Genomic DNA, 14,824 nt, shown 5'->3' with positions numbered 1-14,824 from the left:
GACGAAAGGAAAGCGCGGAATGCGGTGTTACTGAGGCGGATTATAGGGACGGGGAATCAGGGCGCCGATCGCGCCCACGAGCCAGCCGCCCATCAGGGCGAAGCCGCCGATGGGCGCGGCCATCGGGAAGAGCGGGTGCTGCAGCCAGGTCCGCACCGCGAGGTCGCCGCAGAACAGGATCAGGCCGAGGACGAGGAGGCCGGCGGCGACCCGCATCGGGCCGGGCCGCGCCAGACCGGTGGCAGCAAAACTTGCCAGCGCCAGGATCGCGGGGGCATGGAACAGCAGGAACTGGGCCGCGGTCTTGAGCGAATCGGCCCCGGGGATGTGTGCCGCCGCGGCGCTGAGCGCGACACCAAGCAGCCCGGCGAGGCAGGCGAGCGCGACGAGCGCGCGGTCGAGTCCCGACACCCTCACGCCCCGCGCTCGACCAGAAGCTTGGCAACGGCTGCCCGGAGCTCGGGGACGCCGAGATCGTCGCGGCTGGAGGTGAGGATCACCTGCGGGAAGGCCGCCGGCCGCTTGGCCAGACCCGCCTGGATGCCGGCGATCCGGCTCGCGACCTCGCCCTTCTTCAGGGAATCGGCCTTGGTGAGCACCACCTGGTAGCTCACCGCGGCCTTGTCGAGGCCATCGAGCACGTCGGTGTCGATCGACTTGAAGCCATGGCGGGCGTCGATCAGCATGAACACCCGGGCGAGGTTGGCGCGCCCCTTGAGGTAGGCATGGATCAGCTGGGTCCAGGCCTCGACCTTGGCCTTCTCCACCGCCGCGTAGCCGTAGCCCGGCATGTCCACGAGCGACAGGCGGTCGCCGATCCGGAAGAAGTTGAGCTGCTGGGTCCGGCCCGGCGTATGCGACGTGCGCGCCAGGGTGTTGCGGCCGGTGAGCGCGTTGATCAGGCTCGACTTGCCGACATTCGAGCGCCCCGCGAACGCGATCTCCACGCCCTCCATGGGCGGGATGCGGTCGAGCACCTGGGCTGCCGCGTAGAAGTCTGCGGCGCCGGCAAACAGCAGGCGGCCGGCCTCGAGGAGGTCGGCCGCGTCGTCGTTGGTCTCGGTCACGACTTTCCTTATCAGCCCTTGGTGGTGGCCGCCGTCTTGGTGCCGCCGCGCCGGAACGTGGACCGCAGGTTGTCCCACAGCTCCACTTTCACGCCGTTGCGACGCATGATGACGTATTGCTGGATCACCGACAGGGTGTTGTTCCAGGCCCAGTAGATCACCAGGCCCGCCGGGAACGAGCCCAGCATGAAGGTGAACACGATCGGCATGAAGGTGAAGATCTGAGCCTGGACCGGGTCCGGCGGCGCGGGGTTCATCTTCATCTGGACGAACATGGTCACGCCCATGATCAGCGGCCAGACGCCGAGATGGACGAAGTCCGGCGCCGGGAAGGGCAGCAGGCCGAACAGGTTGACGATGCTCGTCGGATCCGGCGCCGCGAGGTCGTGGATCCAGCCGAAGAACGGCGCGTGCCGCATCTCGATGGTGATGAACAGGACCTTGTAGAGCGCGAAGAAGACCGGGATCTGGATCAGCACCGGCCAGCAGCCGGCAACCGGATTGATCTTCTCCTTCTTGTACAGCTCCATCGTGGCCTGCTGCTGCTTCATGCGGTCGTCCTTGTACCGCTCCCGGATGGCGGCCATCTCGGGCTGCACGGCCTTCATCTTGGCCATCGAGACGTAGGAACGGTTGGCGATCGGCAGGAACAGCAGCTTCAGGCAGAAGGTCACCACCAAGATCGAGACGCCGAAATTGCCGAACAGGTGGAAGAAGAAGTCCAGCGCCCGGAACATCGGCTTGGTGATGAAGAAGAACCAGCCCCAATCGATCATCAGATCGAAGTGCTTGATGCCGAGGTCCTTCTCGTAGTTGTTGATCAGGTTCACTTCCTTGGCGCCGGCGAACAGGCGCTGGGTCGTAGTGGCCGAGGCCCCGGCGGCCAGGTTCACGGCATCGCCGCGCACGCTCGCCTGGTAGACGTTGGTGGCGCCGTCGGTGCGGTCGGTGAAGGCGCCAGTATAGGGCGCGTCCTGGTCACCGGGCATGACCGCCGCGGCCCAGTACTTGTCGGTGATGCCGACGAAGCCGCCGGTCACGCCGTTCCAAGCCTTGCCCTTGGTGTTGGCGCCGCCATAGGCGCCCTCCTTGGCGAGCTTGTCGTAGGTGAATTCCTGAAGGCCGTCGTTGCCGAGGTAGCCGATCATGCCCTCGTGCAGGACGTAGTAGCCCTGGGTGTGCGGCTTACCCCAGCGGGAGACGAGGCTGTACGGGTAGAGCGTGACCGCGCCCGAGCCCTTGTTCTCGACCTCCTCGCGGACCGTGAACATGTACTTGTCGTCGACCGCGATGATCCGCTTGAAAACGAGTCCGGCGCCGTTGTCCCAGGTCAGGGTCACGGGCATGCCGGGGGACAGGCTCTTGCCGTCGCTGGTCCAGAGGGTTTCGCTGCCCGGCAGCGGCCCGGCATTGGCGCCGACCCAACCGAACTCGGCGTAGTACGGCGTCTCGCTGCCGGCCGGGGAGAACAGCACGATCTCCGGGCTCTTGGGGTCCACGGTCTCGTGGTAGTTCTTGAGCGACACGTCGTCGACGCGGCCGCCCTTGAGGGCGATCGAGCCGCTGAGCGCCGGGGTTTCGATGCGGATGCGCGGGGAGCGGGTGAGCGCCGCCTCGCGGGAGACCGGGCCACCCTGTCCGGGGACCGTTCCGGGCACGGGCGCTGCCGGGCCGCCCTCCTTGGGCGACGGCGACGGCACCCCGTCCGGGGTCACGCCCGGCGGTTGCTGCTGCTGTTGCGCGGCCTTGTTCTGCGCCTCGATCAGGCGCTGCTGCTCCACCCGCGGGCCGGCCACGAAGTACTGCCACCCGAGCAGCACCAGCAGCGACAGGCCGATGGCCACGAACATGTTCGTCTTGTCATTGCCCATCGGGGACACCGCCGCACGCGTTCGGAGTGGCAACAGGAGCGGCACCGGCCCCATCGGACTGGCGCGCTTCCGTGATTCGGGGACCTCTGACAGCGTCCCGTGGCGGATCACGATCCACCGCGCCGGAAGCTGCAGGCTGCGCGGGGTTGTAGCCCGCATCGCGCTGGAGAGGTGTGGATTTGGAGGACCGGCCGCCAGACTTGGCGCCGGCTTTGCCGCCGGACCGCTGCCCGGGCGGCCGCGGCGCGGCCGGGCGCGTCACCGTCGGAAGGGCGCGGCGCAGGTCTTCGGCCAGGACCTCGAAGGGCGCGGTCAGGGCCGGGCGCCGGGCGATCAGCACGATGTCGGCAGGGAGCCCAGCGAGCTCGCTCGGAAGATCGGACGCGACCAAGCTCACGGCCGCGCGCAGGCGCCGCCGGATGCGGTTGCGCTCGACCGCATGGCCGACGCGCTTGGTGATGGTGAAACCGAGCCGAAGGCCCTCCGCGGCCTGCGGATCCCGCAGGCGGCCCTGGGCGGTCATGCGCTCGGTATGAAAGCGGCGGCCTTCGGCTGTCGCCAGAAAGTCAGGCCGCCTCTTCAGCCGCTCGATCGTCGCCATCGATGGTTCGATCCCGGCCGATCTCATTGTGTGTGGTGCATGACGCGTTCGGAAAACTGGGTTCCACGTATCCGCGTCATACTCACGCCTCGCAGCGCGGCTGCCTGAGCAAACCGCGTCGGCGAGGATCCGCCGGATCAGGCCGACAGGCGCTTGCGGCCGTGGGCGCGGCGACGCGCGATCACCTTGCGGCCACCGGCGGTGGCCATGCGCGCACGGAAACCGTGACGACGCTTACGGACGAGCTTGCTCGGCTGGTAGGTTCTCTTCATGGCACAGAGCCTTCAAAGGTCGAGGCGCGCTCGCGGGCGGCTGATGCCGCACCCGACCTTCACGCGTCCTGGTTGTATGCAAACACGAAGGGCGCCCAGGCGGGGCGCCACGTCGCGAGTGGCGGGCTTATGGCGGATGGGTCCCACGAAGTCAACGTTTCGTGGACGTCTTCCTGGAGCTCAATGCCCCTCGAACTGCATCAGGGCGCGCACCTCGACGCCCATGTCGCGCAGACGCTGCGCCCCGCCGATATCGGGCAGGTCGATGACGAAGCAGGCGGCCACGATCTCGGCACCGATCTTCTGGAGCAGGTTCACCGCCGCGGTGGCGGTACCGCCCGTGGCGATTAGGTCGTCGACCAGCAGCACCCTGTCGCCGGGCTTCACCGCGTCGACGTGGATCTCGATCTCGTCGGTGCCGTATTCGAGGGCGTAGGCCATCGAGACGGTTGTGTGGGGCAGCTTGCCCTTCTTGCGGATCGGCACGAAGCCGCAGGACAGCTGATGCGCGATCGCTCCGCCCAGGATGAAGCCCCGAGCCTCGATGCCGGCCACTTGGTCGATTCGCCCGCCCGCATAGGGATGGACCAGCGCGTCCACCGCCCGCCGGAAGGCGCGCGGGTCGCTGAGAAGCGTGGTGATGTCGCGGAAGATGATGCCGGGCTTCGGGTAGTCGGGAATCGAGCGGATCGATTCCTTCAGCGCGACGTGGCGGCGGGCTTCCATGGGTTCGGGCCTTCCGTGGGGGACGGCGCGCTTAAAGCAGAAGCCCCGGCCCCTGACCAGTTTTGAGGAGTCTTGCGGCGGATCAGGCCGCCTGGACCTTCTTGAGCAGGGCGAGCAGCTCCCGGTGCAGCACCTCGTTGCCCGACGCCACCGAGCGGGCGGCCAGGGGCTCGGCCGCGCCGTCCGCCGAGGTGACGTAGCCGCCGGCCTCGCGCACCAGGATAACGCCCGCGGCGAAATCGTAGGTCTGCAAGTCGCGCTCCCAGTAGCCGTCGAGGCGCCCGCAGGCGACGTAGGCGAGGTCGAGGGCCGCCGAGCCCATCCGCCTTGTGCCGCCGGCCACCGCCATCACGGCGCCGATCTCGCGCAGCAGCCGCGGATGGCTGCCGCGGCCGAGATAGGGCGTGCCATAGCCGACCAGTGCATCGGCCATGTCCTGCCGGCCCGAGACCCGCAGGCGGCGGTTGTTGAGATAGGCGCCCTTGCCGCGCTCGGCGACGAACAGCTCGTCCTTGATCGGATCGAAGATGACGCCGGCCACGATCTGGCCCTCGCGCTCCAGCCCGACCGAGATCGCGAAATGCGGCACGCCGTGCAGGAAGTTCGAGGTGCCATCGAGGGGGTCGACATGCCAGGTGTGGCTCTTGTCGGTGCCCTCGATGACCCCGTTCTCCTCCAGCACGAGGCTGTAGCCGGGGCGCGCCTTCATCAGGGCGTCGCGCAGGGTCTCCTCGGCCTTCCGGTCCGCGGCGGAGACGAAATCGCCCGGGCCCTTCCGCGAGACCTGGAGATTCTCGACCTCGCCGAAATCGCGGCGCAGGCCGCGGGCGGCCTTGCGCACGGCATCGACCATCACGGTCATGAGCGGAGAGGAGATCATTTGTTTCGCGACTTTTCGGGGAAGGATGCTGGCGCCGTGGTTACAGGCCGGCGCCGGAAAAGACGAGCCTGCCGGGGAATGGCGGGCTGCGGGGGCTTTGCTCACGACGGCTTGCGGGTCGGGGATCGCGCACGCAGCCCTCCCCGTGCAGAGGAAGGAGAGCTACGTCGGTCCAACCGAACTTTTATGCGTCGATGACCAGTGACGACGCAGGTATGCAGCGAACGAAAGAACCCGCCGGCAGGGACCGTAAAAACCCTATTCCGCCGCCTCGACGAACACTGTCCCGGCACGCGGCAGGTCCAGGGTCTCCCAGGTCTCGGCCAGCGCCGCGGCGAGGCGGGAAATATGGGCCGCGTCGTGGAACGGCGAGGGCGTAATGCGCAGGCGCTCGGTGCCGCGCGGGACCGTCGGGTAGTTGATCGGCTGGATGTAGATGGCGTGGCGCTCGAGCAGGTGGTCGGCTGCCGCCTTGCACAGCTCCGCATCCCCGACCATCACCGGGACGATATGGGTCTCGGTCTCCAGCACCGGCAGGCCGGCCTCGGTGAGCGCCGCCTTGGTGGCGGCGGCCTGGGCCTGATGCGCCTCGCGCTCGGCGTTCGAGCGCTTGAGATAGCGCACCGAGGCCCGGGCGGCCGCAGCCACCGCCGGCGGTAGCGCGGTGGTGAAGATGAAGCCCGGGGCGAAGCTGCGCACCGCGTCGCAGATCGCCGCCGAGGCGGTGATGTAGCCGCCGACGCAGCCAAAACCCTTGGCGAGCGTCCCCTCGATCACGTCGACCCGGTGCATCACGCCGTCGCGCTCTGCGATGCCGCCGCCGCGGGGGCCGTAGAGGCCGACCGCGTGGACCTCGTCGAGATAGGTCATGGCACCGTAGCTGTCGGCGAGATCGCAGATTTTGCCGATAGGCGCGACATCGCCGTCCATCGAGTAGACCGACTCGAACACGATCAGCTTCGGCCGGTCGCCGGCAGCGCGGAGCAGCTCCTCCAGGTGCTGCAGGTCGTTGTGGCGAAAAATCTTCTTGTCGCAGCCGGAATGGCGGACGCCCTCGATCATCGAGTTGTGGTTGAAGGCGTCGGACAGGATCAGGCAGTTCGGGATCAGCTTGGCGATGGTCGAGATGCCAGCCTGGTTCGAGACGTAGCCCGAGGTGAAGACGAGGCCGGCTTCCTTGCCGTGCAGGTCTGCGAGTTCGCGTTCCAGATCGACCAGGGGCGAATTGTTGCCGGCGATGTTGCGCGTACCGCCCGCCCCGACGCCGCAGCGGGCGGCGGTGTCGGTCATCGCGGACACGACCTCCTTGTGCTGGCCCATGCCGAGATAGTCGTTGGAACACCACACGGTGATCTCGGTGGTCTTGCCGTCCGGCTTGCGCCACTTGGCGGTGGGGAAGCGGCCGGAGATGCGCTCGATATCGGCGAAGACGCGGTAGCGGCGCTCGCCGTGGAGCTGATCCAGGGCGCCCCGGAAGTACCGCTCATAGCCAGAACCGGCGCGCGTCGAGCCCGCTTGGGCGAGCATCGTGCTGGGCATCCGGGTGACGGTCATCGAGCGTCCTTCGCGTGTGCGGCCGTGCGGGCGGTGCCAATGCGGCTCCTAAGTCCCGCGATCGAGGTACGGCCTCGGTCCAGTCCTTCGCGTGAGGGGCGCAAGATACGCGCGGATCTGGAACTGGTTCAAGGTAAGGTTCCGACATCTCTGCCCTGCACCCGTTGAGAGGCGGGGACGAACTCGCTAGCCTCCCTGCCGACCTCAACCCACCGAAACACGGCGCCAGATCCTTGAGCATCCCTCTGTCGTCATGCCGAATGGCCGGCCCTGGTACGGGATCGCTTGCCTCAAGCCTGCGGCGGCGAAGGGTCGCGCGATGAGCGAGGGCAAGGACGCGCGCGCCGAGCGCCTGAAGGCGGCGCTCCGGGAGAATCTGCGCCGCCGAAAAGCTCAGGGGCGCGGGCGCGCCGAGACAGGGCCGCCGCCGGAGGCCGACAGGCCCGGCCCAGGTGAGCCTGATTCCCGCGGTCCAGATTCCGACAAATCCGGTCTATAGAGGACGGCCAAGCCTGGGCGCCGCGGCGCCCACCAGGAGAACGGCCGGCCGCGCGCCAAGACGGTGCGCCGCCCGAGGATACATGATGGACCGCATTCACATCACCGGCGGCGCGCCCCTCAACGGCGTGATCCCGATCTCGGGCGCCAAGAACGCGGCGCTGCCGCTGATGATCGCGAGCCTGCTCACCGGCGAGACCCTGGAGCTGATCAACGTCCCCCGGCTCGCCGACATCTCCGCCCTGACCCGGATCCTCGGCAATCACGGCGTCGACCACATGGTCGTCGGCAAGCGCCCCGGACAGACCACCGAGACCGGCCAGACTATCCGGCTGACCGCCTCGAACGTGATCGACACCACCGCGCCCTACGACTTGGTCTCGACCATGCGGGCGAGTTTTTGGGTGGTGGCGCCGCTGCTCGCCCGGTTCGGCGAGGCCAAGGTCTCTCTGCCGGGCGGCTGCGCCATCGGCACCCGGCCGGTGGACCTGCTGATCATGGCCCTGGAACGGCTCGGGGCCGAAATCGAGATCGACGCCGGCTACGTGGTCGCCAAGACCAAGAACGGCCTGCGCGGGGCCGAGATCAATTTCCCCAAGGTCACGGTCGGCGGCACGCATGTCGCCCTGATGGCGGCTTCCCTCGCCTACGGCACCACGGTGATCGAGAACGCCGCCCGGGAGCCCGAGGTGGTCGACCTCGCCGAATGCCTGAACAAGATGGGCGCCAAGATCCGCGGCGCCGGCACGCCCCGGATCGAGATCGAGGGCGTCGCCCGGCTGAACGGCGCCCGCCACGAAGTGCTGCCCGACCGGATCGAGACCGGCACCTACGCCATGGCGGTGGCGATGACCGGCGGCGACGTGATCCTCAAGGATACCCGGGCCGAGTTGCTGCATTCTGCACTCGACGTGCTGTCGACCACGGGGGCCGAGATCAGCCAGGTCGAGGGCGGGATCCGCGTGCGCCGCAACGGCGCCGGTATCGTCGCCGTCGACGTGACCACCGACCCGTTCCCGGGCTTCCCCACCGATCTGCAGGCGCAGTTCATGGCGCTGATGACGCTCGCCAAAGGCCAATCGCATATCCGCGAGACGATCTTCGAGAACCGGTTCATGCATGTGCAGGAGCTGGCCCGCCTCGGCGCGAAGATCCGCCTCGAAGGCGACCTCGCCATCGTCGAGGGCGTCGAGCGGCTGAAAGGCGCGCCCGTGATGGCGACCGACCTGCGCGCTTCCGTATCCCTGGTGATCGCCGGCCTCGCCGCCGAGGGCGAAACCCAGATTAACCGGGTCTACCACCTCGACCGCGGCTTCGAGGCTCTGGAGGCCAAGCTCGGGCGCTGCGGCGCGCAGATCGAGCGGGTGCGGGCCTGAAGCAAATCTGATTTCGGTTGAACGGCGTCTCGCCAATCCGAAAGTATCTTGTTCCCAATTCGGGAACAAGATACTGTCCTGAGTGTGAACGTCGTGGCACGCTCCGCCCTTGTAACTTTCTGGACGCGGCATCCCCGATCGGAGGTGCCGCTGCGGACTTGGTATGGTCAAGTCACGAAAGCCACATGGGTAGGCCCAGCCGACGTCAAGCGCATGTTCGGCAACACGGTGGACTTCATCGGCGACAATCGCGTCATCTTTGACATCGGCGGCAACAAATACCGTCTGATCGTCAGAGTGTCCTACACGTACAAAGCGTGCCAGATAAAATTTGTCGGCACGCACGCTGAATACGATGCCATTGATCCGCTTAGAGTGGAGGTCGGATGATGCAGATCGAAGCGGACGCTGCTGGCATCACAGAGCCGGTCAAGGATATCCGGCCAATTCGCACGGCCGACGATCACCGTTGGGCGCTTGCGGAAGTCGATCGCTACTTCGCCAAGGAGCCCGCTGTCGGAACACCCGACGGCGATCGGTTTGAGGTTCTTCTCGCCCTGATCGCGGCCTACGAAGAGCGGGCCTTCCCGATCGCGGCGGCTGATCCGGTCGAGATCCTGCACTTCGCCATCACCGATATGGGCCGCTCGCAGGCGGAGCTCGCCCGGCTCCTCGGTTCGCGGGCGCGCGCCTCGGAGATCCTGAGCCGGAAACGGCCCCTCAACCTCGCACAGATCCGCGCCATCAGCGAAGCCTGGCACCTGCCGATCGCGCTGCTGGCGGCGCCGTATCGTCTCGAGCACGACGCCGCCTGAGCCACCTCAGCCGCCGATCTGTCCGCGCTTGTAGCCGAAGCCCGGTATCTCGCAGCCGCAAGGCGCGTTGTACGGAGCGGGACGCGTCGGGCAATCGCCCCTTGCGGTGACGCAGAGGCTGCCGCTGCGCCAGCGCCGGTCGTAACGAGGTCGATCGTCATCGTCGTCCAGGGGCGGCGGAGGCGGTGGGCGCCGACGCGGGCGGTCGTAATCATCATAAGGCGGCGGGGGGGGAGGCCGGCGGTGCCAATCGTCCTCCGGTGGCGGAGGGGGCGGAGGCCGGCGCCGGCGGTCGTACTCGTAGTGGTCCGGCCCGGGGCGGCCGTAGATGTAGACATCCGCGTCCGGGCCGACCTGCGCGCGCACCGGGGCGGCGAGCAGGGGCGCCAGGGTCAGCGCGGCCAGGGCCGCGAGCGGGATCCGTTTCACCATCGTCGTCCTGCCTCGAATCGTCGTCTCGGTGTTCCAGCCGGCCTAGCTTGGCTCGGATGAACCGCCGCTTAGACCGCGATCCCGACCCGGGCCGTTGCCCGAGCCGGGTCGGGCCGCTACCTACGGCCTGCCGCGAGGCCGCCGCCGTCGCGTTCCGGCCGCGCCCAGCTATCCCCGAGGATCCTTTCATGGAGCTGCTCAAGCTCGCCGCCCTCGATACCGAGGACCTGACCGTGATCTCCGCGCACCTCCAGGACGCGATCCTGCGGCCGGAGGATCTGACCTACCTGGCGGGCGAGCAGCGCTTCCTGATGGTCGTGCGGCGCTTCGACTGGACGCCGGACGTCCCGCCGCGGCGGCGCCTGGCCGGCGTGCATGTCGAGCGCGTCCTGCGCGTGAAGACCCGCGGCTTGGCGCCGGGCTACGCGATGCCGATGAGCCTGCTTGCGCTCACCTTCGAGGCGACCGACCCGCCCTCCGGCCATATCGACATGGTGTTCTCCGGCGGCGCGGCTCTGCGATTGGAGGTCGAGTGCATCGAGGTCCGGATGAAGGATCTCGGCCCGGTCTGGGAGGCGGTCGCCCGCCCCGGCCACGAGATCGATGTGACGACCGCGCCCGGCCCGGCGGCCTGAGACAGACGAAAGACATCCGATGGTCCGGCTCGACAGCCAAGCTCCGAATTTCGCCGCCGATTTCGCGCGGCTGCTCACCGCGAAACGCGAGATCGCCGAGGACGTGGACGAGGCAGTGCGGGGCATCATCGCGGATGTGGTCGCCCGCGGCGACGCCGCCCTGGTCGAGTTCACGCGCCGCTTCGACCGGCTCGGGCCGGATTTCTTCGCCGACGCCCTGCGGATCACCGAGGCGGAGATCGACGCGGCCGTGGCGGCCTGCCCGGCTGAAGCCCTGGAGGCCCTGCGCCTCGCCGCCGAGCGGATCGAGGCGTTCCACGCGCAGCAGAAGCCGCACGACCACCGGGCGACCGACGCGCTCGGCGTCACCGCCGGCTGGCGCTGGACGGCGCTGGAATCGGTCGGCCTCTATGTGCCGGGCGGCACGGCGAGCTACCCGTCTTCGGTCCTGATGAACGCCGTGCCGGCCCGGGTGGCCGGCGTGCCGCGGATCGTCATGGTGGTGCCGACGCCAGACAACACCCTCAACCCTCTGGTGCTGGCCGCCGCCCGGCTCTCCGGGGTCCACGAGGTCTACCGGGTCGGGGGCGCCCAGGCCGTGGCGGCTTTGGCCTACGGCACCGCCAGCATCGCGCCGGTCGCCAAGATCGTCGGCCCGGGCAATGCCTGGGTGGCCGCGGCCAAGCGGCGGGTGTTCGGCCAGGTCGGCATCGACATGATCGCCGGGCCTTCCGAGGTGCTGATCCTGGCTGACGGCCACGCCAACCCCGACTGGATCGCCGCCGATCTCCTGGCCCAGGCCGAGCATGACACCGCCGCCCAGGCGGTGCTGATCACCGACAGCGTCGAGCTGGCCGAGGCGGCGGAAACCGCTGTCGAGCGGGCGCTCACCACCCTGCCCCGGGCCGAGATCGCCCGGGCGAGCTGGCGCGATTACGGCGCGATCATCCGGGTCCGGAACTTCGACGAGGCGGTGCCGCTGGTCGACCGGCTCGCCCCCGAGCATCTCGAGATCGAGACCCAGGATGCCGAGGCGCTCGCGAGCAAGGTCCGAAACGCCGGCGCGATCTTCTTGGGGTCGCACACGCCGGAGGCGATCGGCGATTACGTCGGCGGCCCGAACCACGTTCTGCCCACCGCCCGCTCGGCGCGGTTCTCCTCCGGCCTCGGCGTTCTGGATTTCATGAAGCGGACGACGATTCTCGCCTGCACGCCGGAGAGCTTGCGGGCGCTCGGCCCGGCAGCGATAACGCTCGGCCGGTCGGAGGGTCTGGAGGGTCACGCCCGTTCCGTCGCGATCCGGTTGAACCTGTGAGGTCTTGGGGATGGCCGAGAAGCAGCGCGGGCCGAACCGCCTCGCGAAGGTGAGCCTGGACGAGGCGTCGATCGCCCGGGGCAATCCGGATCAGGAGCACGAGCGGGCGATCGCGCTGTTCGACATCCTCGAGGACAATTCCTTCACCATCCCGGGCCGGGAGGGGCCCTACGCGCTGACGCTCGGCCTCGTGGAGAACAAGCTGTCCTTCGCGATCAGCACCGTTGAGGGCGAGCCGGTGATGACCCATCTCCTGTCGCTGACGCCGTTCCGGCGGGTGATCCGCGACTACGAGATGATCTGCGAGAGCTACTACAACGCGATCCGCACCGCCTCGCCGTCGCAGATCGAGGCGATCGACATGGGCCGGCGCGGCCTGCACAACGAGGCCTCCGACACGCTCAAGCAGCGCCTCGACGGCAAGGTCGATCTCGACCACGACACCGCGCGCCGCCTGTTCACCCTGATCTTCGCCCTGCACTGGAAAGGCTGACGCGCTTGCCGCCGACGTGGATCCCGGTTCGGCGCAAGCGCGCGCGTCCAGTCCGGACCGTAGAGCCGTGTCCGGCCCCGAGCGGCGATGGCTGAGCCTTTCCCCGAGACCACCCCGAAGAAGCGGCGGGTGCAGTCGGTCCTGTTCATGTGCAACTACAACGCCGTGCGCTCGGCCGCGGCCGAGGCGATCGCGCGGGCCTATTTCGGCAAATCGACCTACGTGCAATCGGCCGGCGTGCGCTCGGGCGAGCCCACCGACCCGTTCATGATTGCGGCCCTCGACGAGATCGGCATCGACGCGACCCGGCACCGCCCCCGCACCATCGAGGAGTTGGAAGATTGGGAGGGTCTGAACTTCGACCTGATCATCACGCTCTCGCCGGAGGCCCACCACCGGGCTCTCGACCTGACCCACACGATCGCGGCCGATGTCGAGTACTGGCCGACCCCAGACCCGACCCTGCTGCAGGATGCCTCCCGTGAGCAGCGCCTGGACGCCTACCGGGACGTGCGCGACGGGCTCACCCAGCGGATCAAGGCGCGGCTGAAGACGTAGCCTCGACGCGCTCCACGCGCGACAGCAGGCAGCCCGGCCGCGCGGTGTGGACGTTGACGAATGCCGTGCGCGGGTCCTCCAGAGCGCGCAGGAGCGCCGCATCGACCTCCGCACCGGCACAGACATGGCCGAGATCGTACAGGCACAGATCCTCCGCGTCATAGGCCCGGACCGATACCAAGCTGTTGGCGCGGATGATCGGTGCGACGACATCCGTCGCGTCGAAGCTGATGCAGGATCGCACGTGCAAGAAAATCGGGCTCGGGGTCCAGTAGACGCCGCGCGGTCGCCCGAGATCGTAGGATCCGAGCAGCATCGGCTCCCCCGGTTCGGCGCAGCACAGGCAATGCCGGCAGGGAAACCCGGTCGCACTGGCCGCCGTGACCCGCCGCACCGGGTTGCCGAAATCGTCGCGACCGCTCCTGCGGAAGCGCTCCGCGACGGCGTCGTCGATCGGAATGCAGCGGTATCGGGTCATGTCGCTCTCCCTGTCGCCGGTACCGTGCCGGTTCCTCGGGGGGAAAGCGTCCCATTCCTTGCTGCAGAATCCCCGACCCGCTGGCACATCGGGTACCCGGGACCAGGGAGCCTTTGCCGGCCAAAACATTTAGCAGCGGATTGTAACCAGGCCTCTTCCGCGGGGTTCAAGAAAGTTTTAGCCCAGATTTCGGTTTGATATGAGTCTGCAACAGGGCTCCAGACGCCGGAAACAACCTGATGTTGAAACGTATTTATTTGCCGGTTTGTTTTTATGCCCTTGGATTCATGGGCAGCGCGGCCTACGCACAATGGAGTCCAATCGGAAGTTTGCTCGATGTTCCCGTCACGCAGAACTGTTCGATCACTGGGGGAAATATTGCACTCGCCAGAACTGACGGAATGTTTCTATGTTCCCGCCGATCAGAATTGGTGAATACTCAAGTTCCCGACGCAAGCCATTTCTACATGGTACACGAATACGGACTTCTTGCCGTCCATACCAGCTCCCATCGGCTCGCGGATTGTTGGGCAGCTCATCAGCTGAAAACAGCACACAATGGACCGTATTACGTCAAGCAATGGATTGCGCATTGGAAGAACTACGGAATGTTTATGGCGAATTTTGGCACTCCTGAGCAGAGAATTTCCAATGTTCGGGCCTGCTGCGGCTGTGGCGTATAGGCGTCTTTTCGCACGACATTCGGTCCAGGGAGCCGATTAGTCAGGCCCGGATACAGCCGAAATCATCATGGGAGCTTGCAGGCTCTAGCCGAGACCAGAGTGTCGATGTCGGTGTTGAGACCACGATGGTCGCCTCATCGAGTCCCGGGAAGGGCTACGCGTGAAAACGATCGGGCCCGAAGCCCAGTCGATGCCAGGCGGACATCTGGAATCGTAGGATCCGGGCAACTTAGAGCGCCTAACAGAACGGGCACGGATTGGGCGGGCGGGCGTTGGTCGTGATGGCTCGTCCGCTTCTGCCCGATGATCTCTGGACCGAGATTGCGCCGCTTCTGCCGCCGTCCCGCCCACGTCCAAAAGGTGTCCGACGGCCGATCGAGAACCGAGCTGCGTTGACCGGCATTCTGTTCGTGCTGCGCTCAGGCGTTCCGTGGGAGATGCTGCCAGCGGAGATGGGCTGCGGCTGCGGGATGAGTTGCTGGCGGCGCCTGCGCGACTGGCAGGCGGCCGGCGTATGGGCCCGCCTGCATCAGGTGCTCTTGGAGCGCCTGCACGGGGCGGGCGAGATCG

At 67.6% G+C, this 14,824-nt stretch carries 19 protein-coding genes; 9 read left to right on the top strand and 10 right to left on the bottom strand.

All coding sequences use genetic code 11. The features are described 5' to 3' along the window. Positions 1-27 precede the first annotated feature (27 nt). From BM228_RS29080 to hemA, 8 genes are all read right to left on the bottom strand, one after another. Positions 28-411 carry a DUF423 domain-containing protein gene (locus tag BM228_RS29080; RefSeq protein WP_092046155.1) on the bottom strand — a complete coding sequence of 128 codons (384 nt, stop codon included), beginning with the start codon at positions 409-411 and terminating at the stop codon, positions 28-30. Positions 412-413: 2 nt separating this feature from the next. Beyond that, a complete protein-coding gene (gene yihA / locus BM228_RS29075) occupies positions 414-1,067 on the bottom strand; it encodes a ribosome biogenesis GTP-binding protein YihA/YsxC (RefSeq protein WP_092046153.1) in 654 nt (217 codons plus the stop codon). 11 nt (positions 1,068-1,078) lie between these two features. Beyond that, positions 1,079-2,938 carry a membrane protein insertase YidC gene (gene yidC, locus BM228_RS29070; RefSeq protein ID WP_092046151.1) on the bottom strand — a complete coding sequence of 620 codons (1,860 nt, stop codon included), beginning with the start codon at positions 2,936-2,938 and terminating at the stop codon, positions 1,079-1,081. Further along, a complete protein-coding gene (gene rnpA / locus BM228_RS29065; protein ID WP_092046150.1) occupies positions 2,928-3,539 on the bottom strand; it encodes a ribonuclease P protein component in 612 nt (203 codons plus the stop codon). The genes yidC and rnpA overlap by 11 nt, the downstream gene beginning before the upstream one ends. A 137-nt stretch (positions 3,540-3,676) precedes the next feature. Beyond that, positions 3,677-3,811, bottom strand: coding sequence for a 50S ribosomal protein L34 (gene rpmH, locus BM228_RS29060; protein WP_007558110.1), 135 nt, complete (start codon positions 3,809-3,811; stop codon positions 3,677-3,679). Positions 3,812-3,991: 180 nt separating this feature from the next. Continuing rightward, positions 3,992-4,537 (bottom strand): adenine phosphoribosyltransferase, encoded by a 546-nt coding sequence (locus tag BM228_RS29055; RefSeq protein WP_092046148.1) that lies wholly within the window; start codon positions 4,535-4,537, stop codon positions 3,992-3,994. Between the two features lie 82 nt (positions 4,538-4,619). After that, on the bottom strand, positions 4,620-5,417 hold the full coding sequence (locus tag BM228_RS29050; protein WP_092046146.1) for an inositol monophosphatase family protein: 798 nt from the start codon (positions 5,415-5,417) through the stop codon (positions 4,620-4,622). Between the two features lie 258 nt (positions 5,418-5,675). After that, positions 5,676-6,944 (bottom strand): 5-aminolevulinate synthase, encoded by a 1,269-nt coding sequence (gene hemA / locus BM228_RS29040; RefSeq protein WP_425285015.1) that lies wholly within the window; start codon positions 6,942-6,944, stop codon positions 5,676-5,678. A 611-nt stretch (positions 6,945-7,555) separates the two neighbouring features. Here hemA and murA point away from each other — a divergent pair. From murA to BM228_RS29020, 3 genes are all read left to right on the top strand, one after another. Then, entirely contained in the window at positions 7,556-8,845 is a 1,290-nt protein-coding gene (murA, locus tag BM228_RS29030; RefSeq protein WP_092046143.1) for a UDP-N-acetylglucosamine 1-carboxyvinyltransferase, read from the top strand. 84 nt (positions 8,846-8,929) lie between these two features. Next, positions 8,930-9,235, top strand: coding sequence for a type II toxin-antitoxin system HigB family toxin (locus BM228_RS29025; protein ID WP_092046177.1), 306 nt, complete (start codon positions 8,930-8,932; stop codon positions 9,233-9,235). Next, positions 9,232-9,660 carry a helix-turn-helix domain-containing protein gene (locus tag BM228_RS29020; protein WP_092046142.1) on the top strand — a complete coding sequence of 143 codons (429 nt, stop codon included), beginning with the start codon at positions 9,232-9,234 and terminating at the stop codon, positions 9,658-9,660. The genes BM228_RS29025 and BM228_RS29020 overlap by 4 nt, the downstream gene beginning before the upstream one ends. Positions 9,661-9,666: 6 nt before the next feature. On the opposite strand, the gene BM228_RS29015 is transcribed toward BM228_RS29020, so the two are convergent. Continuing rightward, positions 9,667-10,092 carry a hypothetical protein gene (locus tag BM228_RS29015; protein ID WP_425285014.1) on the bottom strand — a complete coding sequence of 142 codons (426 nt, stop codon included), beginning with the start codon at positions 10,090-10,092 and terminating at the stop codon, positions 9,667-9,669. 188 nt (positions 10,093-10,280) lie between these two features. Between BM228_RS29015 and BM228_RS29010 the strand changes: the two genes are divergently transcribed. From BM228_RS29010 to BM228_RS28995, 4 genes are all read left to right on the top strand, one after another. Beyond that, the gene (locus BM228_RS29010; protein ID WP_092046140.1) at positions 10,281-10,727 is read left to right on the top strand and encodes a DUF2948 family protein; all 447 of its coding nucleotides are present in this window, start codon (positions 10,281-10,283) and stop codon (positions 10,725-10,727) included. A gap of 19 nt (positions 10,728-10,746) precedes the next feature. Continuing rightward, positions 10,747-12,042, top strand: coding sequence for a histidinol dehydrogenase (gene hisD, locus BM228_RS29005; protein WP_092046139.1), 1,296 nt, complete (start codon positions 10,747-10,749; stop codon positions 12,040-12,042). A gap of 10 nt (positions 12,043-12,052) precedes the next feature. Next, entirely contained in the window at positions 12,053-12,535 is a 483-nt protein-coding gene (locus BM228_RS29000) for a UPF0262 family protein (protein ID WP_092046137.1), read from the top strand. A gap of 87 nt (positions 12,536-12,622) precedes the next feature. Then, positions 12,623-13,093: an arsenate-mycothiol transferase ArsC gene (locus BM228_RS28995; RefSeq protein ID WP_092046135.1), complete on the top strand. Its 471-nt coding sequence runs from the start codon at positions 12,623-12,625 to the stop codon at positions 13,091-13,093. Here BM228_RS28995 and BM228_RS28990 read toward each other — a convergent pair. After that, the gene (locus BM228_RS28990) at positions 13,071-13,571 is read right to left on the bottom strand and encodes a DUF1203 domain-containing protein (RefSeq protein ID WP_092046134.1); all 501 of its coding nucleotides are present in this window, start codon (positions 13,569-13,571) and stop codon (positions 13,071-13,073) included. The genes BM228_RS28995 and BM228_RS28990 overlap by 23 nt on opposite strands. A gap of 239 nt (positions 13,572-13,810) precedes the next feature. Here BM228_RS28990 and BM228_RS34170 point away from each other — a divergent pair, with 239 nt between their 5' ends. Both BM228_RS34170 and BM228_RS28985 read left to right on the top strand, forming a co-directional pair. Continuing rightward, positions 13,811-14,254 (top strand): hypothetical protein, encoded by a 444-nt coding sequence (locus tag BM228_RS34170; protein ID WP_139234247.1) that lies wholly within the window; start codon positions 13,811-13,813, stop codon positions 14,252-14,254. 281 nt (positions 14,255-14,535) lie between these two features. Continuing rightward, on the top strand, positions 14,536-14,824 hold a 289-nt coding region (locus BM228_RS28985; protein ID WP_139234246.1), incomplete at its 3' end, for a transposase.

Source organism: Methylobacterium pseudosasicola (assembly GCF_900114535.1).
GTDB classification, from domain to species: Bacteria; Pseudomonadota; Alphaproteobacteria; order Rhizobiales; family Beijerinckiaceae; genus Methylobacterium; species Methylobacterium pseudosasicola.
Note: the sequence above shows the minus strand (reverse complement) of the source record. Positions and strands in the feature narration are given on the sequence as shown.